Origin of the sequence: Nostoc sp. (genome assembly GCF_036917095.1) — a bacterium.
Lineage (GTDB): Bacteria > Cyanobacteriota > Cyanobacteriia > Cyanobacteriales > Nostocaceae > Nostoc.
Genome location: NZ_JBALFH010000055.1, coordinates 77,784 through 101,320, shown reverse-complemented (window position 1 = coordinate 101,320; position 23,537 = coordinate 77,784). Strand labels below are relative to the sequence as shown.

Sequence of the window (23,537 nt, the reverse complement as noted above, 5' to 3'; positions counted from 1 at the left end):
AATTTGCTCACCTAGCTTTCAGAGGATTTATTTTGCATTTGAGGAATATAACTTTAGACGAATAGCACGAAATGCAATTTTGCGTGTCTACAAGGGTTTTAAAATCGCGCAAAATTATTTTCATCCCGCCATTATGCAAAGTCTGTTTTCTTTAGGCATTGCCAAGAAACAGGACTATCGCAAAATCTTTACATAAATGAGGATTTTAGCACTATTTTAAAAATAGTAATATCTCTATGATAACCTGCGGAATGTGGGCTTTAACTCTATCCTCTTAATTCACGATGTCTCAGCAACAGCGCACTCTCTTAATTGTCGATGATTCCTCAGAAGATCGAGAACTCTATCGGCGGTATTTGCTGCGCGATCGCGAATATTCTTACACTATCCTAGAAGCAAGGCTGGGACAACTTGGGCTAGAACTTTGGCAGCAACATCAGCCTGATGCTGTGTTGCTTGATTATCGACTGCCCGACATGGACGGACTGGAATTTCTAGCACAATTGCAACCCTCAATACTACAGCCTTGCCTACCTGTGATTGTCGTCGCTGGGCAGGGCAATGAGGCGATCGCAGTTAAGGCGATCAAAGCGGGCGCACAAGATTATCTTGTCAAAGAGCAAATTACCCCAGAAGGGCTGCAAATAGCAGTCAATGGGGCAATTGAAACAGTGCGGCTACACACCCAACTACAACTGCGGATTGAACGAGAGCGCGTAGTCGTACATATTACCCAGAAAATTCACCAATCGCTGAATCTGGATGAAATTCTCCAGACAACCGTAGGCGAAGTACGAGAATTTCTGCACACCGATCGCGTCTTGGTTTTTCAGTTAAAACCTGACGGGGATGGCACAGTAATCGCAGAATCAGTTGGTGCAGAATGGCGAGCGCTGCTCTCCCACACTATGTACGATCCCTGCCTCGCTAAGAACTACCTTGCATGGAATCCACAGGAAACTGTCAGCTACGATACCGCCTTTGTCGAGAATTATATCCAACGCTATCGTCAGGGTTACGTAACGGCAATATTTGACATTCAGGATAGCACTATCGATCCCTGCCACGTTGAATTGTTGGCTCAGTTTCAAGTGAAAGCTAATCTGGTCGTACCGATTATTTACGATGACTACTTTTGGGGGTTGCTAATTGCTCATAACTGTGCAAATCCTCGAAGGTGGCAACCCCTAGAGATTGACTTGCTCAAAGAACTGGCGATTCAAGTTGGCATTGGAATTCGGCAGGCGGAACTCTATCAGCAGGCACAGAATGAACTGAGCGATCGCAGACGAGTAGAAGCAGAATTACGGGAGAGCGAAGAATGGCTACGATTGGCACTATCAGCTTCTCGGATGGGAACATGGAACTGGAATATCCAAACCGGAAAAATTTCCTGGTCGGATAACCTGGAAGCCTTATTCGGACTGGAACCAGGAGAGTTTGATGGCTCATTCGAGATGTTTGTGGCGCGGTTGCACCCTGACGATCGCGATCGCTTGCTGGCAGCCGTTGATCGTGCGATCGCCACCGGAGAAGACTATGACATTGAATTTCGGGTAGTATATCCCAACGGTACGATTCGGTGGGCACTAAGCCAGGGCAAGGTATTTTACGACCAACACGGACAACCGATGCAGATGGCGGGTATCGATCTAGATATCACCGAACGCAAACAGTCAGCCGAAACTCTGCGCGAGAGTGAGGAACGTTTTCGGCAGCTTGCAGAAAATATTGATGCGGTGTTCTGGATCAAAGAAGTACCGGAAAATCGAGTCAGCTATGTTAGTCCTGCATATAAACGCCTGTGGGGATTGAACCCGCAGGAATTGTATCAAGGACAACAAGCGTGGGTCGAGCGTATCCATCCAGAAGATCGAGAAGCAACAGACAGAGCGTTTCATGAAAAAGCTGTCGTCGGTCAATTTGATCAAGAATACCGGATTATTTTACCCGATGGTAGTATTCGCTGGGTTCACGATCGCTGCTTTCCCCTGCGAGATGAAACAGGAGAAATTTATCGGTTTGCCGGGATTGCCGAAGACATTAGCGAACGCAAACAGACAGAGCAAACCCTGCGAGACAGTGAAGAACGCTTCCGCACCTCAGTTGAAAATATGCTGGACTGCTTTGGCGTATACCGTGCTGTGAGGAATGAGCAGGGAAAGATTGTCGATTTTCTGACTGAATATGTCAATGATGCGGCTTGTTTCAACAATCAAATGACTTATGAGCAGCAGATTGGGCGGGGGTTGTGTGAATTACTACCAGGGCATCGTGAAAGTGGACTATTTGATGAGTACTGCCAGGTAGTAAAAACAGGGCAACCGCTCGTTAAAGACAGCCTAGTTTATGAGGATGAGTACGGAGAACAACGCTTAGTTAAAGCGTTTGATATCCGCGTAGCTAAATTTGGAGATGGATTTGTTGCCACCTGGCGAGATATCACCGTTCGCCAACAAACCGAAGAAGCCTTGCGCCAGAGTGAAGAATTTAAAAACCGTATTTTGGATAGTAGTTCTGACTGCATCAAGGTATTAAGCCTCGATGGGCGGCTGCTATATATGAATACAGGTGGACTGTGTTTGATGGAAATTGACGACTTAAATTCCTATCTGAATATTGAATGGCTCTGTTTCTGGGAAGGCAGCTATCGGCAACAGGCAGAGCAGGCACTCGCTGCCGCGAAAACAGGTGAAGTCAGCATTTTTCGCGGATACTGCCCAACCGCAAAAGGCACTCCCAAATGGTGGGAAGTGGTCGTTAGCCCAATTCTGGATGCTTCCGGGCAACTAGAACGAATCTTATTGATTTCACGAGATATCACAGAACGTAAAAAGACAGAACTCCTATTGCAGGAGAGCGAAGCCCGGTTGAAACTGGCGTACAAAGCTACGCAATCGGGAGTATGGGATTGGGACATTATCCGCAACAGCGCTCATGTATCTGAAGAGTACTGCAATCTATTCGGGTTTGACCCAACCACAGAGGAAGTCAGCTTTGAACAGTGGTTAAGTCGCCTGCATCCAGACGATCGCAACTTTGCCAATGAAATAGTGAGTCGTACCATCCAGCAACAGCAAGAGTACTATGAAACTGACTACCGCATTTTACATCCTGATGGTATTCGCTGGTTAGCAGCTAGAGCTAAGGTTTTTTATGATGCTGCGGGCAATGCAGTACGGATGCTGGGCAACGTGCAAGATATCACCGATCGCAAACAGGTAGAGGAAGCATTACGCCAAAGCGAGGAACGCTATCGCTGCTTGGCAGAATTAATTCCACAATTAGTCTGGACAGCCAACACAGAAGGAGCGTTACTCGATGCCAATCAGCGTTGGTTAGAATACACAGGATTAACGCCAGAACAAGCCCACACAGTCGGCTGGAAAGAGGTTGTGCATCCAGAAGATGTACTTATTCTGGCTCAAAAGTGGAGCGAGGCAGTAGAACAGGGTACTTCTTATCAAGCTGAAGGTCGTATGCGGCGCTCAGATGGTGTCTATCGCTGGCATCTACACCAAGCAATTCCGCAAAAGGATAAGCAAGGTCAAATTGTCAAATGGTTTGGCAGTGCAACTGATATCGAAGCGCAAAAACAACTCGAAGCCGAACGCGATCGCCTATTCCAGCTAGAGCAAGCCGCGCGGGCGGAAGCAGAACGTGCCAATCGCATCAAAGATGAGTTTCTTGCCATTCTCTCCCACGAATTGCGATCGCCTCTCAACCCCATTCTTGGCTGGACAAAACTACTGCAAACTCGCAAATTTAGTGAAACGAAAACAGCCGAAGCCTTAGCCACCATCGAACGCAACGCTAAACTGCAAACTCAACTGATTGATGATTTGCTCGATGTCGCCAAGATTCTGCGCGGCAAACTCAGCATCGATGCGACTCCTGTAAATTTGGCATTTGTGATTGAATCTGCGATCGACACGGTAAGAACCGCAGCTGTTGCTAAATCAATTTTGTTGCATCCGGTGCTGCCGAATATTGGGCAAGTCTCTGGAGATTCCAACCGCCTGCAACAGATCGTTTGGAATTTACTTTCTAACGCGATCAAGTTTACCCCTAACGGAGGACGGGTAGAAATCCGACTACAGCAACTCGATAATCAGGCAAAGATTATTGTCAGTGACACTGGCAAAGGCATTAATCCTGAGTTTCTCCCATATATTTTTGAATCATTTCGTCAAGAAGATGTCTCAATTACTCGCAAGTATGGGGGGTTAGGATTGGGGTTAGCGATCGTTCGGCAGTTAGTTGAGGCTCATGGCGGCACGATCGCGGCTGATAGTCCAGGTGAAGGCTTTGGAGCCACCTTTACAGTCCAGTTGCCACTGCTGAATGTTGAACCGGAAATCAAGCAGACAGATAAGTTGTCACAACAAGCACTAGAACTTACGGGGATTCGAGTCCTGACAGTTGATGATGACCCTGATGCCCGCGAGCTATTAACAGTATTGCTTACTGAATACGGAGCGCAAGTCCTGACTGTTTCCTCTGCGGCAGAAGTCTTGGCAAACCTGGAGTCCTTTCAACCCGATGTTTTAGTTAGTGATATTGGGATGCCCGAAGTTGATGGTTATTCCTTGATTCAACAAATCCGAACTTTAACCCCCGAAAAAGGGGGACACATTCCCGCGATCGCTTTGACTGCTTATGCCAGAGTTGATGATTACCAGCAAGCTATAACCAGTGGCTATCAACGGCATGTTACCAAGCCCCTCGATCCAGAAGAGTTAGTTCAAGCTGTGGTGGCACTTGCACACAGTAAACCATCCCATTCCTTAAAATAATTCCGTTTAAGTACTTATTTGCTGAATAAACTTGCGTAAGGCGATCGCCACTCTCAACAGGCGGAATGTTGTGGAGAGGTGTTGACTGCGATCGCAACCAGTAGAGGAGTTTAAATTGATTGTATTCTTGTAGAGACGGCGATTCATCGCGTCTCTTGCCTGCAATTCATCGCGTCTCTTGCCTTAACCCAACAGTTTCCCACATCTCTACATTATTTTTCGGTGTTACGTCTCTGTAAACATCGCTCAAATTTAAATATTAGTTATTAAAGTTTGAACGTTTGCAGCTAATGCTCTTCCATATATAAGAAACGCTTAAACATTTGTAGCAAAGGTATAATACTTTACAAAAAATTCTCTTCCATATATAAGAAACCTTTAAGCATTTGCATGAATCATTGTAATGTACTTATAAATCTATTTATTACCTGAAATATAACAGTGAAAGCAGTTTTTGCAGGAAGGAGTATTTCTCCTATATATTTGCTGGCTGATTTTTTTATTAAAGCAGACTACATCTATGCTTTCTTTAAATAAGTGCAAATTTGATGTTAAAGCAAAGCATAAGAGATGATTATGGCTAAATTCCTTTTTATAACAGATTTGGATGACACCCTCGTGTATCGCACAGTGGGCGATGACAGCGCCTTAGCAGAACTAAATCAACTGCTAAGTCAACATCGCCAAGAATACGGGACTAAAATCGTTTATTCTACCGGGCGATCGCCTGTACTTTACAAAGAACTCCAAGCTCAAAAAAATCTTTTGCAACCCGATGCCCTCGTTCTTTCTGTAGGTACAGAAATTTACCTGGATGGTACTGATACTCCAGACTCAGGTTGGTCAGAAATCCTCTCTCCGGGATGGGAACGAGAAGCTGTATTATCTATTACCCAGAAATATCGTGAGTTAGTTCGGCAACCAGATTCAGAACAGCGTCCCTTCAAAGTGAGTTTTTTTCTAGAACAAGATTCATCTGCGAATGTTCTACCACAACTTGAAGCCCAGTTGCAGAAATCTAAATTAAATGTAAAGTTAATCTACAGTAGCGGTATTGACCTTGACATTGTACCCCATAGCAGCGATAAAGGTCAGGCAATGCAGTTTTTACAACAGAAGTGGAAATTTGCAGCAGAACAAACAGTTGTCTGTGGTGATTCAGGTAATGATATTGCTTTATTTGCTGTAGGCAACGCACGAGGGATTATTGTGGGGAATGCCCGAAAAGAGTTACTCCAATGGCACAATGAGCATCCCTCTGAACACCGCTACCTGGCAAAAGGTTTTTGTGCAGGTGGAATTATTGAAGGCTTAAATTATTTTGGTCTCTTGTAATGATTAGTTATTTAAAAGGTATAGTCGCTGGTATCCAAACAATTGGCGCTAATCGCGTGATTCTAACTCTGGAAGTGAATGGCTTGGGGTATGATTTGCAAGTTCCTCAACGGCTAGCAAACCAGTTACCAGAGTCAGGAGGAGTAACGCAAATTTTTACCCATTTCCAAATTCGTGAAGAAGTGCCCTTTTTATATGGCTTTGCTTCACCAGCCGAACGCGATTTATTTCGTCACTTGCTGACTGTCACCGGCATTGGTGCAGCCTTAGCGATCGCCCTCTTGGACACTTTGGAACTACCAGATTTAGTCCAAGCAATTATCGCCGGCAATACACAAATCTTAATTCAGGCTCCCGGTGTCGGTAAAAAAATCGCTGAACGCATCTGTTTGGAACTAAAAAGCAAATTAGTCGAATGGCGCAAATCAGCCGGGTTCTTCGTCGCCACAGGCGGGCCAGCTCCAGGAATTCTCGAAGAGGTGCAAATGACCCTCTTCGCCTTGGGATATACTGCCCATGAAGTAAGTCACGCCCTGCATGTAGTAAGCGAAGACATCGGACTACCCAAAGATGCTTATGTCGAAGATTGGATTAAACAAGCGATCGCTCATCTCAGCAGCGAACAAGTTTAATAGTCATTAGTCATTGGTCATTAGTCATTGGTCATTTGTCATTAGTTATTAGTCATTAGTCATTAGTTATTAGTTATTTTCCCCCTGCTCCCCTGCTCCCCTGCCCCCCTGCCCCCCTGCCCCCCTGCTCCCCTGCTCCCCTGCTCCCCTGCTCCCCTGCCCCCCTGCCTCCCAATGACTGACCCTTATGCTTGGCTAGAACATTCCTTAGCAACAATTCATCGGGCAGACTGGTATCGTTCGGTACAAACAATCGACGGTCGTCCGGGTGCAACGGTGGTTTTAGCTGGGCAAGAGGTAATTAATTTTGCCAGCAATGACTATTTGGGATTGGCTGGGGATGAGCGGTTAATAGCAGCTGCAACTGCTGCGATCGCAGAATTTGGAACTGGTAGTACTGGTTCTAGATTACTCAGCGGGCATCGGGAATTGCACAGGGAATTAGAGGAGGCGATCGCATCTACCAAACAAACCGAAGATGCCTTGGTATTTAGTTCCGGGTATCTAGCCAATTTGGGTACAATTACTGCCCTTGTTGGCAAGCGTGATTTAATTTTATCTGACCAGTACAATCATTCCAGCCTGAAAAATGGAGCGATTCTCAGCGGTGCAGTATTTGTGGAATACCCGCACTGCGATCTTGCAGTATTAAAAACTCAGTTGAGTCAACAGCGACAAAACTACCGACGCTGTTTGATTCTTACTGATAGCGTCTTCAGTATGGATGGCGATTTATGTCCGTTGCCAGCACTGTTGGATCTGGCTGATGAATTTAACTGTATGCTGCTAGTTGATGAAGCTCATGCCACTGGGGTACTAGGAAAAACTGGCGCTGGGTGTGTCGAACATTTTGGATGTACGGGAAAGCCGTTAATTCAAGTTGGCACTTTGAGTAAAGCTTTGGGTAGTCTAGGCGGGTATGTGGCAGGAAGTAGTGCCCTAATTGACTTCTTGCGGAACCGCGCACCTACTTGGATTTATACCACTGGACTTTCACCTGCTGATACGGCGGCGGCTTTAGCAGCAATCAAGATAGTGCAACAAGAACCGCAACGCCGTGCCCAATTGTGGCAAAATGTACATCACTTGAAAAAGTTACTGCAACAACAGTTACCCAATCTAAAACTATTACCTTCGGAATCACCTATACTATGTTTTCAATTGCCTAGTGCAATAGATGCCCTTAAAGCTGGAAAACAGCTAAGAGATGCTGGCATTTTTGCCCCAGCAATTCGTCCCCCCACAGTGCCGACAAGTCGGATTAGAATCTCTTTAATGGCAACTCATGAAGCAGCACATATTGAGAAATTGGTAGCAGTGCTGAAGGATGTCATTGCCGCAGGCTAGGCAGACGAGAGTTTGTGAGCCAGCGACTTCTAGTCTGAGGGCAATTCGCCAAAACGGGATGCTCCCCTATTATGTTCCCGGACGAGAGCGAATACCATCGGGTATATGATAGCGATCGCCTAATATTTCTAACAAAGGGCCATGAACGTCAAATTTAACCATACTTACCGACGCGACCAAAATATTCACCCGATAGCGATAGCGTCCCAAATCAATTCCCAGTAAACTGCAAAGCATAATCCGAATCGTGGCTTTATGGGAAACTACTAAAACATTCCCTTGGGGATGTTTTTCTTGAATTTCAGCAATTACAGGCATAGAACGGTTAGCAATATCTACCGCAGTTTCTCCACCAATGGGTGCATTCCAAGCCGGTTCTGTCAACCATTTTACATAGTTTTCTGCGTAATTCTCTTGGGTAAACGATTTACTTTTCCTTTCCCATTCGCCGTAACTACCTTCTCTAAGTCCGTCACGCAACTGCATATCCATACCGATAGCATCACAAAATGGCTTGGCAGTTGCAATTGTGCGCTTCATCGGGCTAACATAAACCCCCTCCCACTTCAATTTTTGATAAACATCGGCAAAACCGGATGCCATCTGCATACCTTCAGAAGTCAACTCCGCATCAGTTTCACCGCAGAAATTACCACTTTGACTAAAAGTAGTTTCTCCATGTCGCAGTAAATATAAATTGAGTGTCATAGCTTGTATAGCGATTGGAATAAAAGAGTTTGTGCAAAAATAAAATAGCATCAATCTCGCAATCGAGTATGTGACACCAGGACAAAGTAATCAACCAAAAAAGTCAATCAACCACAAACTTTTGTCAACGAGATCAAAAGTAGCGGTTTCAGCTAGTACTCTAGTTTGAGCCGGGATACGGATACCGTTAGCGAATTCCTCAAACAGCTAAACTGAACCGATTGAGACCTTTCTGAGCAATTTTATACCCAGATGCCTAGTGTAACTGTCTCCCAAAATAGCATCTGACTTTTCACGGTATCTGGAAAACCTCACTTCAAAGTCTCTCTCCTAAAAGGAGAGAGACTTTGAATTTTCCCCCTTCCCGCATCGGGAAGGGGGTTAGGGGGTTAGGTTTTTCGTGCACTTTTCCACATAACGTGAAAAGTCAGAAAATAGCATCGGCTCTTTAGACAAGATTTTTGGAGCCAATGATAATTTGCTTTTCGCTATGCCGATTGAGTTTTGCCGAGTTAACTCTATTCCTAAACCCTCCTTCACATTAGGAATATTCGCTCTAGGTATCTGGAGTACAAGCAAAACAATTTTACGCAAACACAAACAGAAATAGACAGTCAAGTAAGAGTCTCTGTTTGATTGCGATTAATTTTAATTCAGCTCTCAAAGTCAGATTTGATGTTTGAGATAGAACTAGAAGACATATCGGATATTTAAAATCATTTTTATTTTGGCATTTGTTATAAATTTCGGTTACTGCATTTCTTAGAATTGAGTATTTACGAGCAGCAAACCGATGTTATGGATATAGAATATTGTTGTTAAATTCTGACTTTGATTACTATATTAACGGGGAATTAACCTCTCACAAAAGAAGTTTTCTAAATAAAAATCTATCTGGAGATAAATTACTAAAATTTGGAAACTAGCTTAGGCTATATACAGCCTTTGCAATAAGTATTGGTTGTTCCAAAACATTTTCATGCCCCATATTCATTCTTCCCTGTTACTGCGTTATGGCACTACTGTATTAATTGTTGCAATTACATTAGTGCTAATGCTGATACTAAACCCCTGGTTAAGTATGAGTGAAACTCCTTTTTTGCTGTTTTTTAGCGCTGTAATGGTAAGTAGTTGGTATGGTGGTTTGAAGTCAGGGTTGTTAGCAACGGGCTTGTCTGCGTTACTGAGCAATTACTTCTTTCTCCCTCCAGCTTACGATCTCAGTTTGGACTTATCCAATTTTGTGCGAATTGGGTTGTTTGCATTACAAGGATTCCTCTTTAGTATCTTATGTGAGAGATTAAAGACTGCTAAAAAACGGGCTGATGAAAATCTCCAAAAGCTGAGAGTTAGTGAGGAGCGATTTCGATTAGCATTAAGTACTTCAGATATCGCCATCTGTCAGCACGATCGCGATTTACGATATCAGTGGATTTATAATCCTCAAAATCTAGACACTATTGAGGAAATTTTAGGTAAGTCTGATGATGAAGTATTTCCAGCTTCAGTAGCAGAGCAATTGAGGGCAATTAAGCAGAAGGTACTAGAGACTGGTGTTTCAACCCGTGAAGAAGTTTATTTAACAATTTGTGGAGAAGACCGTTACTACGATTTGCTGGTTGAACCACTAAGGGATGTAGACAATAGCATTCAGGGTATTACCTGTGCAGGTGTGAATATTACTGAGCGCAAGCAGGCAGAACTAGAAAAAGCCACGTTGCACCAGGAACTTCAGCAAGCGATTCACCAAAAAAACGAATCTCTGGCGTTACTCAATGCTTGGGTTACTAGTTCGCCAGTGGGGCTGGCTTTTCTCGATACTGAACTTCGCTACATTCATGCTAATGAAGCATTGGCAGCTACCAATGGTGTACCGCAAAGTCAACATATTGGTCGTACCTTTAGAGAAGTACTACCGGAATGGGCAGCGCAAATTGAGCCTGTTTTTGAGCAAGTGATGGAATCTAGGCAGCCCTTGCTTAATCAGGAAGTAAGCGGTGAAACATATCCACTTGGAGTATATCGTTATGGTCTTGTCAGCTATTATCCGGTGTGTTTACCGGATGGGCAGTTATTAGGAGTAGGCATTAGTTCAATTGATATTACTCAACTGAAACAAACTGAGCAAGCACTGCAAGAAAGCGAAGCGAAGTTTCGCAGTGTGGTTGAGTCTAATATGATTGGTATTGGCTTCTGGGATAGAGACGGTAGGATTACAGATGCTAACGATGCCTTGCTAAACATGGTGGGTTATACCCGTGAAGAATTACTTGCCGGAGAACTTCGTTGGCAAGACCTAACTCCTAAAGAATACCTGCCACTCGATAAGCAAGCACTAACTCAATTTCAAGACAATTCCTTTTGCACCCCCTTTGAAAAAGAATATATTCGTAAAGACGGTTCGCGCTTCCCGATTTTGGCGGGTGGTAGCCACTTTGAAGGGACTATAGATCGAGGAGCTTTTTTTGTTCTTGATATTACAGAGCGCAAGCAGGCTGAAGAAAGACTTCGCCATATCGCCCAAATTAGTAGTTTACTCTCTACTTCGCTAGATTACGAAGAAACCTTAGAACAGATTGCCAAAATCTCAGTTCCCCAGCTAGCTGATTGGTGTAGCGTTGATATTTTAAATGAAGATGGTTCTATTCGCCGCCTACCCATTGCCCATGCAGACCCATCCAAAACGGAGTTAGCGCGTAAACTTCAGGAGTATGCCACAGATTACAAGGGTGCAAGTGCAATTACTAGAGTACTGCAAACCGGGCAAAGTGAATTAATCTCAGAGATACCTGACTCGCTATTAGTGGCAAGTACTCAGAATGAAGAACACTTAGAACTTGTTCGGCAATTGGGGATGAAGTCTGTGATGATTGTGCCGTTAATCGCACAAGGGCGAGTCCTCGGCACTATTAGCTTTGTCAGCACCCAATCAAACCGTCGCTACGATCGCACTGACCTAACTTTAGCAACAGATATTAGCGATCGTGCTGCTTTAGCAGTGGAAAATGCCCGACTTTATCGAGATATGCACCTGGCTTTAGTCCATTATGCGGAATCTCTATCTCTTCTAGATGCGCTCTTAGGTGCTGCTCCCGTTGCTGTATGCTTTTTGGATCGGGAACTGCGATATATCCGAATTAATCAAGTTTTCGCTGACATTAACGGTTTGACCATAGAAGAACATCTAGGACGCAAATTTGGGGAAGTGTTGCCAGCAATGGCGGCTGAGTTGGAGCAACAGTTACAGCGCGTTTTAGATACTGGAGAACCCCTGCTGAATGTAGAAATCAGTGGAAACACAAGGGAACAACCAGAACGTTACGGTTACTGGCTGGGCAACTATTACCCAGTCAACAACGCAATGGGAGAAACGGTAGGAATTGGGATTATTTTGGCAGATGTGACAGCAGCAAAGCAAACAGAAGTTGCCTTACGGGAAAGCGAAGAAAGGTTCCGGGCAATGTTTAACCAGGCAGCTGTTGGCATTAGTTTAATAGCGTTGGATGGACGATTTCTTCAGGTTAATCCTGCCCTATGTGAAATTACTGGATACAGCCATGAAGAGTTAATTCAATTAAACTTTCAGGAAATTACCCACCCTGACGATTTAGAAATTGATTGCGAAAATGCTCGGCGAGTTTTAGCAAAAGAAATTAGTGGTTATTCTCTAGAGAAGCGTTACATCCGCAAAGATGGTTCCATTGTTTGGGTAAACCTAACTTCATCAGTAGTATGGGATGCTAACGGACAACCAAAGTATGCATTGGGCATTATTGAAGATATTAGCGAACGGCTTGCCGCGCTGGTCGAACAGCAAGCTGCGCTGCGCGAACGCCAACGAGTTGAAGCCACACAACAGTTTTTAGTTGAAGCCAGCACCTTACTAGCTGCCTCATTCGATTATGAAATCGCTTTGAAAAGTGTGGCTAATCTAGCAGTTCCCACCCTAGCTGACTGGTGTATTGTAGATGTTTTCCAGAAAGATTGGTCAAGTAAACAAATTGCGATCGCAATTGCCGATCCCACAAAACAAAATATATTAGACGAAATTCGACGGCGTTATCCACCCAAAGCTAGAACAAAACAGCTTGTGGAGCAGCTAGGATTGGGAATCTCTATCTTTTATCCCGAATTATCTGACTATAATTTTGTCCAGATGGCTCAAAATGAGGAACATCTGCAATTGTTGCGAAGCCTGGGTATTCGTTCTCTAATGGTGATTCCAGTTCGTTCCCGCGGGCAATTATTTGGAGCAATCTCTTTTTTTACAGCCGAGTCAGGCCGACACTACAAACAAACAGACTTGGCTTTAGCAGAGGATATTGCTCGTCGGGCGGCAATAGCGATCGACAACGCCAGACTTTACCAGGAAACTGAACGGTCTGTCAATCGCACCATACTTTTGCAAAGAATAACTGCTGCCTTTTCGGAAGCCTTAACTCCCCAACAGGTAGCCAATGTAGTGGTGAACCAAGGCATTGCCGCCTTGGAAGCGACTGGTGGTTCCGTTGTCTTACTTACTGAGGGAGGTACTACCCTAAAAGTTGTGCAAGCAATTGGCTATCCGCAAACGCTTATAAATACTTGGGCAACTTTTCCCATCACAGCACCTAACCAAATAGCAGAAACAGTCAGAACTGGGCAGCCGGTTTTTTTAGAAAATTTAGCAGCCATGATTGCTAGATATCCCGACTTAGCAGATGTTGTGACTGTTATAGCGAATAATGCCTGGGCTTCTATTCCCTTGGTAGCAGAAGGTAAAGTAATTGGGGCTTTGGGATTAAGCTTTACTCCTGGACAAATATTTAATGAAGAAGACCGGGGATTTATGTTGACACTAGGACAACAGTGTGCTCAAGCGATCGCCCGCGCTCAACTTTACGAAGCCGAAAAAACTGCAAGGGCACAAGCCGAGACAGCCAACCGGATTAAGGATGAATTCCTCGCTGTCCTTTCTCACGAACTTAGAACTCCCCTGAATCCGATTTTAGGGTGGGCGAAGTTACTCAGAACCCGCAATTTTGATGAAGCCACGAGAATCCGGGCATTGGAAACAATCGAGCGTAATGCCAAATTACAAACCCAACTTATTGGAGATTTACTTGATGTTTCGCGGATTTTACAAGGTAAAGTCAGGTTAAATCTCTATGCAGTGGATTTGAAAGTAGCGATCGCAGCTGCACTAGAAACGGTGCGTTTAGCAGCCGAAGCCAAATCAATTGAAATTAAAACGGTGCTAAGTCCTGATATCGGCAAAGTTTTGGGTGATGGCGATCGCTTGCAACAAGTAATGTGGAATCTCCTCTCCAATGCCGTTAAATTCACACCCACAGAAGGACGAGTAGAAGTGCGTTTAGAGCAAGTTGGGTTAGAAGCCCAAATTCAGGTGATTGATACAGGTAAAGGAATCAACCCAGAATTTTTGCCCTACGTCTTTGATTACTTCCGACAAGCAGATGCCAAAACAACCAGAGTATTTGGTGGATTGGGATTAGGACTGGCAATTGTGCGCCATCTCGTAGAACTTCACGGTGGTACAGTTCAGGCAGATAGTCCCGGAGAAGGACAAGGGGCTACCTTTACAGTCAGACTGCCTTTGCTCAAAAATTCTGAATTGCGAGTCAGTAGTGCTGAGGCTTCTCAACCAGAACTTAGTACTGACGACACATTACTTGCTGGAGTAAAAATTCTGCTTGTAGACGATCAAGCTGATGTGCGAGAGTTTTTTAGCTTTGCGCTAGAACAATATGGCGCAACTGTAACAGCAGTTGAATCAGCAAGTGAAGCGCTGGAAATACTAACTCAATCAAAGCCAGATATTCTGTTAAGCGATATTGGAATGCCCTTGATGGATGGCTATATGTTGCTGCGCGAAGTGAGAAAATTACCGCCAGAACAAGGTGGGCAAATTCCCGCGATCGCTTTGACTGCTTATGCTGGAGAAATTAACTACAACCAAGCAATGGCAGCAGGATTTCAAAAACACCTACCGAAACCCGTCGATCCCGTGGATTTAGCTAGTGCGATCGTTAATCTCATCGAACAAAATCAATCTTGAAGCAGGCAGGAGGCTTGCTCAAAGAAGAGGAAAAGGGGCAGGGGAGAAAGATACTGGAATTCATCTACAAGAAGGGTTTCAGAGCAAATAAATTTATTTATGAGGTTTTCCCCCTGCCCCCTGCCTCTTCAGTCAACCAATGGGGCGATTACCAGGATTGACTGCATGAATATATTCACTACCCGATCGCGGTCTTCCTCTTTTATAATCAGCTTCTTCTGGTTTACCCCATCCTAGCTGCAAAATCATTTCCAAAAAGCTAGAATTTTCCCACTTGCACAAACGTGCCCATTCTGTTCTTTGAACAATTCTCTCTACATCAGATGTGACTATTTGTTGATACTGTTTACTATTATTGAAACTCAAATATAAATCCATCCCTTTAGAGACTTCATGCCAAAATTCTACGATGGAATTTTTAGCAGATTTCAATATCTCTAAGTCACTGGCGAGGGCGATTAACTCGGTGTCTACTTCGGGATAGTTCAAGTTTTTACCTTTGACTGTTACCTCCCGCCAGATAATACCTGAAACTTGATTTTCCCTTTGATAGTCATGAATTGCAGTTTTGAAATCTTGATAGGCAGTAAACTGTTGCAGCCCATCAGTTTTGAGAAACTGGTCAATTACAGGATTGCCAGAGACTGTTATTTCTAATTTTAGGCGTTTTCCCTTGAGGCAGGCTTGGCGTTCAGCTGCCAAAATTTGAATTAGCTCTTGGGTTGTGTAAACCTTTGACATCAGAATACACTCTAGTTAGTCATTGGTCATTGGTCATTAGTCATTAGTCATTAGTCATTTGTTACGGACTATAGACTATGGATTAACTTTTTAATCTGTTAACACAGATATTTCAATATTATGCTTTGACCTCGGCAGAAATGTAGTAACAAGCACTAAAAATTAGGGCAGACCAATTTGGTCTACCCCATAAGTTATCTAGCTAACTCACTACTGAATTCATTGAAGGCTCGCCGCTTTAGCAGTGCTGTTTCGGTGCGTGGTAACAAATCAAAGATTTTGCGAAATTGATCGTCTATCTCTTCAAAAGCTACTTGACCTTTCTTATTCAAAACTACCTCACCTGATTTATTAAACACCACGACTTGAGGAACACTCCCAGAATAGTAATATCCTGGTTCTGTAGGGTCGTAAGTCTGTTTAGGCGGGATAGAATCTACATTAATCGGCATAATTTCTGCCACCCGGCCATAGAATTCCTGTACTCGTGATATGGAAATGGCGTATCTTTTGGAATCGCTGCTGTCATCCAAATAAAAAGCCAAAAATATAGGTTTATGTTCCGCTAAAGTCTGTGCAAGTGTCTGTCTGGGAGGAACCAATGAACCATTGCCAGCATAAACGACAAAGATGTTGCCATCATATAAATCATTATTGAGACCAGCAGATGCAGGTTGCATACTTATAATGAAAAGACTTACAAGCAACAACAGGCATTTGGACAACCACCTTCGCCAGCCAGTAATTCGTTTATGTAAAAAAAGAAACTTTGTGCTATTCATCAAAAGGAACCTTGCAAGCTACTACTTGTCGTGAGTTTGTGCTGAATTCGGCAAACTGGGCTGGATATGTAATTACGCCCACGCTCTATTTTTTAAGATAACGCCTACTGAGATTATCTCTTGTAAGTGGATGATGGAGATGAACGGAGTTCTGAAGTGGATGAATCCAGTTCTGAAGTGGATGAACTAGATTCTAACTCTCCCCTGCCCCCTGCCCCCTGCCCCCTGCCCCCTACCTCCACTCCCATTTCCTGCAACTTAATTTTGAGACTGGCTTTTTCAGCCAGGATTCGCTAAACTCACAAGATTAAATTTGCAATTAAATACTTTCAATTAGCAACTGCCAGAAGACTAGGATACTGATGTGGGAAACAAAATACAATTCATAGATAGGCTGCGACTGGGTTTCGCGGTGTCAGTGGCAAAAAGTGTGACCTTTATAGTGCGATCGCTGCGTCTGGGTGCTGCTAGTGTATTACCAGGCTCGATTGCTCGTCGCATTGAACCCCGACTCTTACAATTATTGAGTCAGCAAGTTAAAAACGGGGTGATTTTAATTGCTGGTACTAACGGCAAAACCACTACAGCGCTGCTTTTATGCACGATATTAGAACGCAAGGGTTTTCGGGTCACTCATAATTCTACAGGTGCAAATCTGGAAAATGGCTTGATGACGGCGCTGTTAGAAAGCACCAACTTACTAGGTACGCTAAATACTGATTACGCCATTTTGGAAGTTGACGAAAATATTGTACCAAGAGTATTAGCGCCACTCCAACCGCGAATCATTCTCTGTTTAAACTTGTTCCGCGACCAACTCGATCGGTACGGCGAAGTAGATACAATTAGTAAGCGTTGGACAAAAGTTATTTCTACGCTACCACCAGAAACGGTAGTAATTCCCAATGCTGACGACCCAACTTTATCTAACCTGGGTCAGCAGTTACCTCAACGGGTGTTATTCTTTGGCTTGAATGAACCAGAACATTATTTAGAAGCAATTCCTCACGCTGTTGATTCTATTTATTGTCCCAAATGTGGGCATTCTCTAGATTACAAGGGTGTTTATTTGTCTCATTTGGGAGATTTTACTTGTCCCAAGTGTGGTTTTAGTAAAAGTAAACCGACTCTCGAAAGTAGTGAATGGTCGCAAATTCTAGTTGGTTTGTACAACAAATACAATACATTAGCGGCTGCTACTGCGGCTATTGAGTTAGGAGTTGATGAAGTAACAATCAGAGATACTATTAATACCTTCCAAGCTGCCTTTGGTCGGGCTGAAGATTTGGTAATTAATGGTAAAAGGGTGCGAATATTGTTATCAAAAAATCCTGTGGGAACGAATGAAACCATTCGCGTAGTTACTCAAAGCACAGATAAAACCACACTGATAGTTTTGAACGATCGCACACCCGATGGCACTGATGTATCCTGGATTTGGGACGTGGATACCGAGAAATTAGTCGAACGTGGCGGGACTTTAGTAGTGAGTGGCGATCGCGTCTATGATATGGCACTACGTCTACGTTACAGCCAAAAGTCGCCTGAGAGTAACTTAAATTTAATTGTGGAAGAAGATTTGCGACAAGCGATCGCAACTGCATTAGAGCATACACCAGAGAATGAAACTCTGCATATTCTGCCCACTTACTCAGCCATGCTAGAAGTGCGAGAAGTTTTAACTGGTCGTAAAATTCTTTAAATTTGTCATTGGTCATTTGTCATTTGTCATTTGTCATTTGCGATCGTCCCATTCCCCATTCCCTAAATTTATGAGTTCTCAAAATTTAGAATTAACAATAGGTTGGCTTTATCCGACGCTGATGAGTACTTATGGCGATCGCGGTAATGTAATTACTATAGAACGTCGCGCTCAATGGCGGGGATACGATGTTAAAGTATTACCCCTGGATCAAAATGCCACAGCCGCAGATATTAAAACTGTAGATGTAATCGTTGGTGGTGGCGCACAAGACCGTCAGCAAGAAATTGTCATGCGTGATTTGCAAGGTGCGAAAGCTGACGCGATGCGCGAGAAAATCGAAAATGGAACTCCGGGAGTATTTACCTGTGGTTCACCCCAATTACTGGGACATTATTATGAACCAGGCTTAGGACAACGGATTGATGGTTTAGGAATACTCGATTTAGTTTCCGTGCATCCCGGCGAAAATACTAAACGCTGTATTGGTAACTTGGTAATTGAAGTGACAGCTTCACGCCTAGCGCAAGATTTAAAAGAGATGACGGGTAGCACGCCGTATTTGGTAGGCTTTGAGAATCACGGCGGACGTACCAAACTGGGGAAAGTGGAAGCATTGGGGCGAGTAGTGTATGGCTTGGGAAATAATGGTGAAGATGGGACAGAAGGAGCATTTTATCAGAATGCGATCGCTACTTATTCCCACGGCCCTTTGTTGCCGAAAAATCCTTTTGTTGCCGATTGGTTAATTCAAACAGCACTGCGGCTAAAGTATCAGCAGGAAATTACCTTAAAACCTTTTGACGATAGCCTTGCTGCACAAGCACGAGAAGCGATGTTTAAGCGATTGAAAGTGAGTTTACCAAATACTGCTGCGGCGAAAGTTTAACCTAAGTTTGCTGATTAAGCCTCTCTCCGAGTCGGGGAGAGGTTTGGAGAGGGGTCAAATTTGACATCAAGCAAGAGGGCAAAGTATGACTCAAGCCTTAACCAAACAAGTAACATTTGATGAATTTATCGCCTGGTATCCCGAATCTTCAGACAGGCATTATGAACTACATGATGGGGTAATTGTTGAAATGCCTAAGCCAACAGGGAAGCACTCAGAGATAGCCGGGTTTATCAATGGTTCTTTGTTTATTGAAATCACCCGTTTGTCCAGCCCTTGGTTTATCCCTAAAGAATGCGTCATCAAGTCACTTAACACTGATTCAGGTTATGAACCAGATGTCATCGTTCTTGATAGACAAGCTGTCAGGAATGAACCTCGTTGGAAAAAAGAATCTATCATTACGCGTGGTAGTTCCGTCAAGTTGGTTGTAGAAGTTGTTTCAACCAACTGGAGTGATGATTATGCTTTGAAGCTAGAAGATTACGAGTCTTTGGGCATTCCTGAATATTGGATTGTAGACTATCTAGGTTTAGGTGGTAGGCGCTTTATTGGCAATCCTAAACAACCAACAATCTCGATTTACCAACTAATTGAAGGTGAGTATCAAGTTAGGCAATTTCGGGGAAATGACCGCATTCAGTCGCTAGCTTTCTCAGAGTTGAATTTAACTGCTGAACAGATTTTTCGGGCTGGAGAAGCCGCGTAAAAAACGGCTAAAGAAGTAATAGAACCATTAAAGACTCGTCCGCGAGTATCAAAGACTCGTTTACAAGCCAATCTAAGCTATTGGTAATGATAAATTATTTTTAGAATCAGTAAAAATTATTAGCGCTCGTTTCATATTACACAGGTTAGTAGATTGCTTTGATATCTTGCAGCATTCTTAATTAGTAGCCGCGATCGCCTGAAACTCGAAGTTCTAGGAACCAATAGCCAAAGCCACTCAAGTGGACTAAAACCTAAGTCTACAAAAAATCTAGTCCTTTTAAGACGACTTTTGCTATCAACTAGAGGTTTCTAAGCTGTGGCGGTTGTTGGGATTAGTGCAAAATATTAGTGGTTGCGAAATTGTCCAACGAATCAGGGGCATTACATATAATTTTCGTTAATAGGTGAACCTCAGTATGGCAGACACGCCTCGACGTTTCCTTAAAAAAATTCGAGAAGCCAAAGAGAAACAGTTTAAAAAATTAAATTTAAGCAATGATTGGCGTACTGATGACAAGGAAAAATTAACAGAGATTCCGACTGAGGTGTTTGAACTGGAATGGTTAGAGGTTTTGGATTTAAGCGACAACCAATTTACGATGCTGCCAGAAACCATTGACCGCCTGCAACACCTCACTTCCCTGTATTTAAGGAACAACCAAATAACAACGCTGCCAGAAGCGTTCGCCCACCTGCCACAACTCACTTCTCTGGATTTAAGGTTCAATCAATTAACGACACTGCCAGAAACCATTGACCACCTGCAACAACTCACCTACCTGGATTTAGGTCACAACCAATTAACGACACTGCCAGAAGAGATCGCCTGCTTGCAACAACTCACTTCCCTGAATTTAAGGAACAACCAAATAACAACGCTGCCAGAAGCGCTCGCCCGTCTGCCACAACTCACCTACCTGGATTTAAGCCGTAACCAATTAACGACACTGCCAGAAGCGATCGTCCACCTGCAACAACTCACCTACCTGGATTTAAGCCGTAACCAATTAACGACACTGCCAGAAGCGATCGTCCACCTGCAACAACTCACCTCCCTCTATTTAAGCGACAACCAATTAACGATACTGCCAGAAGTGATCGCCCGCTTGCAACAACTCACCTCTCTGGATTTAAGGAACAACCAAATAATGACGTTGCCAGAAGCGATTGCCCGCTTGCAACAACTTACCTCCCTAGATTTAAGGAACAACCAAATAACGACGCTGCCAGAAGCGATCGTCCACCTGCAACAACTTACCTCCTTGAATTTACGCTTCAACCAAATAATAACGCTGCCAGAAACGATTGCCCGCCTAAAACAACTCACCTACCTGGATTTAGGTCATAACCAAATAAGGACACTGCCAGAAACAATCGCCCGCCTGCAACAACTCATTTTCTTGGATTTAGGCCACAACCAAATAACGACGTTGCCAGAAGAGATCGCTTGCCTGCAACAACTCACTTCCCTGAATTTAAGCCACAACCAAATAACGACGTTGCCAGAAGAGATCGCCTGCTTGCAACAACTCACTTCCCTGGATTTTAGCTTCAACAAATTAACGACGTTGCCAGAAGAGATCGCCTGCCTGCAACAACTCACTTTCCTGGATTTTAGTTACAACAAATTAACGACGCTGCTAGAAGCGATCGCCCGCTTGCAGCAACTTACCTCTCTGAATTTAAGCAGTAACCAATTAACGACGTTGCCAGAAGAGATCGCCTGCCTGCCACAACTGACTTCCCTGGATTTAAGCCACAATCAAATAACGACGTTGCCAGAAGCGATCGCCCGCCTGCAACAACTCACTTCCCTGTATTTAAGCTTCAACCCCATCGAGAAGCCACCGCCAGAAATTGTTGCACAAGGTATTGAGGCAATTAAGGATTATTTCCGACAACTAGAAGTAGAAGGTAGAGATTATCTGTGTGAAGCAAAGTTAGTAATTATCGGCGAAGCAGGAGCAGGGAAGACAACACTGGCGAACAAAATTGAAGACCAAAATTATCAACTTCGAGAGGAAGACACTACAAAGGGAATTAAGGTCATCGAGTGGGGTTTCCCAATGGAAAACGAGCGAGAATTTCGAGTCAATATTTGGGACTTTGGGGGGCAAGAGATTTACCATGAGACTCACCAGTTTTTCCTAACCAAGCGTTCCCTCTACGTTTTAGTGGCAGATAATCGCAAGGAAGACACGGATTTTTATTACTGGTTGAATGTAGTAGAACTGTTGAGTGATAACAGTCCGTTGCTAATCATCAAAAATGAGAAGCAAAACCGCCACCGTGAAATTAATGAACTCCAGTTACGGGGTCAGTTTACTAACTTGAAGGAGACTTTATCAACAAACCTTGCTACCAACAGAGGTTTAGAACTAGTTTTAGAAAAAATCAAGCATTACGTTAAAAGCCTGCCCCATATTGGCAGTCCGCTCCCCAAAACCTGGGTTAGAGTCCGGGAAGCTTTGGAAAGTGACGCACGCAATTACATTAGCTTGGATGAATACCTGAGCATCTGCCAACAAAATGGGTTCACCCAAAGAAATGATAAGTTGCAGTTGAGTGGCTATTTGCACGATTTGGGAGTATGCTTGCACTTCCAGGAAGACCCACTTTTGAACAAGATCGTCATCCTCAAGCCAAAGTGGGGAACTGATGCAGTCTACAAAGTGCTGGATAATGAAAAGGTGATTCGCAACCTGGGCAGTTTCACACGGTCTGACTTGGCAAACATCTGGTGTGAAGACGAATACGCTACGATGCATGATGAACTATTGCGCTTGATGATCAACTTCAAACTGTGCTACGAAATTCCTAGAAGCAAAGGAAAATATATTGCCCCACAACTCCTATCTGCTAATCAACCCCCCTATAACTGGGATGAAACCAACAACCTGATTCTGCGTTACACCTACGAGTTCATGCCCAAGGGGATCATCAGCCAATTCATCGTCGCCATCCATGAGTTGATAAATGAACAACAATGTGTCTGGAAAAGTGGCGTTGTTCTCAGCAAAGATCAGACGAAGGCAGAGGTGATTGAATATTACGGCAAGCGGGAGATTAAGATTCGAGTTTCAGGTCGTCACAAAAGAGATTTGATGACCATAGTTACACATGAACTCGATAAAATTCATGATTCGTATAAGCGACTGAAGTACAACAAGTTAATTCCCTGTAATTGTGTCACTTGCAAAGATAGCCAAGAGCCACACTTTTACCAATTTGAAATATTGCGACAGTTTGTAGCCGATAAACAAGAACGCATTCAATGTCAAAAAAGCTATCAAATGGTTGATGTCTTAGGCTTAATTGATGATGTGATGGACAGAAGGGAGTTACTTCAAGCAGAACAGCAGATGAGTAGCGATTTTCTACCTAATTCCTCAAAGACAAGAAGGGAAAATGTCCTTGTAACAATTAATAATGTAATTCAGCCATCAAAGCAAGAGAATAATTTTATGACAGAACCATCTAAACAGGAAGAAAATTCTCAGCCAGAAGACATAGTTAAACTTCCGTTTGCGTTTAGAAATGGAATGTTCTATTTATTTGTATTTGTAGTTGTATTTTGTCTAATTGCATTTTTTGGTGGTTCGCTACCGTTTCATTATCTAGCTTTAGCAATTATTGGTACAGCAATATTTATCGTCTTAATAGGCGTTCTGCAACTCCGCCAAGATGACCGCCTTTCTGAAAAATCTTTTGTAGATTTAACAAAAATAGTACTGGAACAGTTGCCTTTAATTAGTAATATTATTAAGCAGTTTCAAGGCAATAAATAAAAGTCCCGGCGAATGGAATTCGCGGCTATACAAACGAAGTCCACCTCT

13 protein-coding genes are annotated in these 23,537 nt (G+C 43.5%); 9 read left to right on the top strand and 4 right to left on the bottom strand.

The features are described 5' to 3' along the window. Nucleotides 1-284: 284 nt before the first annotated feature. Nucleotides 285-4,796 (top strand): PAS domain-containing protein, encoded by a 4,512-nt coding sequence (locus V7L01_RS32675; protein ID WP_335042414.1) that lies wholly within the window; start codon nt 285-287, stop codon nt 4,794-4,796. A gap of 6 nt (nt 4,797-4,802) precedes the next feature. Here V7L01_RS32675 and V7L01_RS32670 read toward each other — a convergent pair whose 3' ends face one another. Beyond that, the gene (locus V7L01_RS32670) at nt 4,803-4,943 is read right to left on the bottom strand and encodes a hypothetical protein (RefSeq protein ID WP_335042411.1); all 141 of its coding nucleotides are present in this window, start codon (nt 4,941-4,943) and stop codon (nt 4,803-4,805) included. A gap of 429 nt (nt 4,944-5,372) precedes the next feature. Between V7L01_RS32670 and V7L01_RS32665 the strand changes: the two genes are divergently transcribed. The 3 genes from V7L01_RS32665 to bioF all read left to right on the top strand — a co-directional run bounded on the left by V7L01_RS32665 (nt 5,373) and on the right by bioF (nt 8,110). Further along, the gene (locus V7L01_RS32665) at nt 5,373-6,131 is read left to right on the top strand and encodes a sucrose-phosphate phosphatase (protein WP_335042409.1); all 759 of its coding nucleotides are present in this window, start codon (nt 5,373-5,375) and stop codon (nt 6,129-6,131) included. Continuing rightward, complete coding sequence (gene ruvA / locus V7L01_RS32660) at nt 6,131-6,763, top strand: Holliday junction branch migration protein RuvA (RefSeq protein ID WP_229469791.1); 633 nt, start codon at nt 6,131-6,133, stop codon at nt 6,761-6,763. Before V7L01_RS32665 ends, ruvA begins: the two co-directional genes overlap by 1 nt. A gap of 174 nt (nt 6,764-6,937) precedes the next feature. Further along, nucleotides 6,938-8,110 carry an 8-amino-7-oxononanoate synthase gene (bioF, locus tag V7L01_RS32655; RefSeq protein WP_335042407.1) on the top strand — a complete coding sequence of 391 codons (1,173 nt, stop codon included), beginning with the start codon at nt 6,938-6,940 and terminating at the stop codon, nt 8,108-8,110. Between the two features lie 69 nt (nt 8,111-8,179). Here bioF and V7L01_RS32650 read toward each other — a convergent pair whose 3' ends face one another. Then, nucleotides 8,180-8,818, bottom strand: a complete 639-nt coding sequence (locus V7L01_RS32650; protein ID WP_335042405.1) for a histidine phosphatase family protein — start codon at nt 8,816-8,818, stop codon at nt 8,180-8,182. A gap of 979 nt (nt 8,819-9,797) precedes the next feature. On the opposite strand from V7L01_RS32650, the gene V7L01_RS32645 reads away from it, so the two are divergent. Then, a complete protein-coding gene (locus V7L01_RS32645; protein ID WP_335042403.1) occupies nt 9,798-14,876 on the top strand; it encodes a PAS domain S-box protein in 5,079 nt (1,692 codons plus the stop codon). Between the two features lie 132 nt (nt 14,877-15,008). Here the strand turns inward: V7L01_RS32645 and V7L01_RS32640 are convergent, their stop codons facing one another. Next, nucleotides 15,009-15,617: a hypothetical protein gene (locus V7L01_RS32640; RefSeq protein WP_335042401.1), complete on the bottom strand. Its 609-nt coding sequence runs from the start codon at nt 15,615-15,617 to the stop codon at nt 15,009-15,011. A gap of 194 nt (nt 15,618-15,811) precedes the next feature. Next, nucleotides 15,812-16,399: a thylakoid membrane photosystem I accumulation factor gene (locus tag V7L01_RS32635; protein ID WP_335042399.1), complete on the bottom strand. Its 588-nt coding sequence runs from the start codon at nt 16,397-16,399 to the stop codon at nt 15,812-15,814. A gap of 364 nt (nt 16,400-16,763) precedes the next feature. On the opposite strand from V7L01_RS32635, the gene V7L01_RS32630 reads away from it, so the two are divergent. From V7L01_RS32630 to V7L01_RS32615, 4 genes are all read left to right on the top strand, one after another. Beyond that, the gene (locus tag V7L01_RS32630) at nt 16,764-18,101 is read left to right on the top strand and encodes a Mur ligase family protein (RefSeq protein ID WP_335042397.1); all 1,338 of its coding nucleotides are present in this window, start codon (nt 16,764-16,766) and stop codon (nt 18,099-18,101) included. Nucleotides 18,102-18,171: 70 nt separating this feature from the next. Beyond that, nucleotides 18,172-18,990 (top strand): type 1 glutamine amidotransferase, encoded by an 819-nt coding sequence (locus V7L01_RS32625; protein ID WP_335042394.1) that lies wholly within the window; start codon nt 18,172-18,174, stop codon nt 18,988-18,990. An 85-nt stretch (nt 18,991-19,075) separates the two neighbouring features. Continuing rightward, complete coding sequence (locus V7L01_RS32620; RefSeq protein ID WP_335042392.1) at nt 19,076-19,699, top strand: Uma2 family endonuclease; 624 nt, start codon at nt 19,076-19,078, stop codon at nt 19,697-19,699. A 418-nt stretch (nt 19,700-20,117) separates the two neighbouring features. Next, entirely contained in the window at nt 20,118-23,489 is a 3,372-nt protein-coding gene (locus tag V7L01_RS32615; protein ID WP_335042390.1) for a leucine-rich repeat domain-containing protein, read from the top strand. Nucleotides 23,490-23,537: the final 48 nt, after the last annotated feature.

Excerpts from the sequence above, each read along its gene's own strand:
- V7L01_RS32675 (WP_335042414.1), top strand. The coding sequence starts at position 285 with ATGTCTCAGCAACAGCGCACTCTCTTAATTGTCGATGATTCCTCAGAA.
- V7L01_RS32670 (WP_335042411.1), bottom strand. The coding sequence starts at position 4,943 with ATGAATCGCCGTCTCTACAAGAATACAATCAATTTAAACTCCTCTACT.
- V7L01_RS32665 (WP_335042409.1), top strand. The coding sequence starts at position 5,373 with ATGGCTAAATTCCTTTTTATAACAGATTTGGATGACACCCTCGTGTAT.
- ruvA (WP_229469791.1), top strand. The coding sequence starts at position 6,131 with ATGATTAGTTATTTAAAAGGTATAGTCGCTGGTATCCAAACAATTGGC.
- bioF (WP_335042407.1), top strand. The coding sequence starts at position 6,938 with ATGACTGACCCTTATGCTTGGCTAGAACATTCCTTAGCAACAATTCAT.
- V7L01_RS32650 (WP_335042405.1), bottom strand. The coding sequence starts at position 8,818 with ATGACACTCAATTTATATTTACTGCGACATGGAGAAACTACTTTTAGT.
- V7L01_RS32645 (WP_335042403.1), top strand. The coding sequence starts at position 9,798 with ATGCCCCATATTCATTCTTCCCTGTTACTGCGTTATGGCACTACTGTA.
- V7L01_RS32640 (WP_335042401.1), bottom strand. The coding sequence starts at position 15,617 with ATGTCAAAGGTTTACACAACCCAAGAGCTAATTCAAATTTTGGCAGCT.
- V7L01_RS32635 (WP_335042399.1), bottom strand. The coding sequence starts at position 16,399 with ATGAATAGCACAAAGTTTCTTTTTTTACATAAACGAATTACTGGCTGG.
- V7L01_RS32625 (WP_335042394.1), top strand. The coding sequence starts at position 18,172 with ATGAGTTCTCAAAATTTAGAATTAACAATAGGTTGGCTTTATCCGACG.
- V7L01_RS32620 (WP_335042392.1), top strand. The coding sequence starts at position 19,076 with ATGACTCAAGCCTTAACCAAACAAGTAACATTTGATGAATTTATCGCC.
- V7L01_RS32615 (WP_335042390.1), top strand. The coding sequence starts at position 20,118 with ATGGCAGACACGCCTCGACGTTTCCTTAAAAAAATTCGAGAAGCCAAA.